The sequence below is a fragment of the Phyllobacterium sp. P5_D12 genome, from assembly GCF_054049495.1.
In genome coordinates this window covers 1-664 of the sequence record NZ_JBFUMG010001116.1, presented here as the reverse complement: position 1 = coordinate 664, position 664 = coordinate 1, and the positions used below count along the sequence as shown (strand labels likewise).

Sequence of the window (664 nt, the reverse complement as noted above, 5' to 3'; positions counted from 1 at the left end):
AGCTCAGATGCACTTGTTCCTTTCGATTTGTCAGCCCACGCATGTGTTCGAAGCCAGCGCGCGTGCACGTGACGCTCCAGCGAGCGGCGCCGAGTTTTTCGATCAGTTCCCAGTCGGGGGAGGTCCATATGTCTTTAGCATGGGCCGAACAGGTCCAAGGCACATCAGTCATGATACTGGCATAGCGTGCGACGGAAGCCGGCGTATGAATAAAATGGGCATGCAGCCATTCGCCTGCGTCGGGCCATTCATGGGCAAGGACAAGCGCCTGGCCGAGACGACGGATGCGGTTGCGCGAAATATCGCGACGCAGGTCTTTCCAGAACCGCTGGAGAAGCGGCTTGAAATTAGGCTTTTTCCGCGCTGCCATGAGGGCACGAAAGACTCGGATTGGTTCTTCGTGAAGATATTCGGGCAGATAGACGACACGCGCCTTGATCTCATCGTGAATCGGATGACGTTTCTTGTCCGTCGGCTTTCGCATGGAGATCAGTGTCAGGTCGAAGCCCGCGCGCTCCAGTCCTAGCAGTTCCTGTGCGATGAATGTCTCCGAAAGGCGCGGATAGCCCTTCAGAATCACCAATGTCTTGAGGCGTACTGACAAGTTTATTCTCTTATTCCGCGACTGCGGGCAATGGCTGTTCGCGCTCGTCCAGCCAGTCGC

At 56.3% G+C, this 664-nt stretch carries 1 pseudogene; it reads right to left on the bottom strand.

What is annotated here, in order from left to right:
* A pseudogene (locus ACXJ5O_RS29030) lies at nt 1-604 on the bottom strand (colanic acid biosynthesis glycosyltransferase WcaL); the annotation flags it as partial.
* Nucleotides 605-664: the final 60 nt, after the last annotated feature.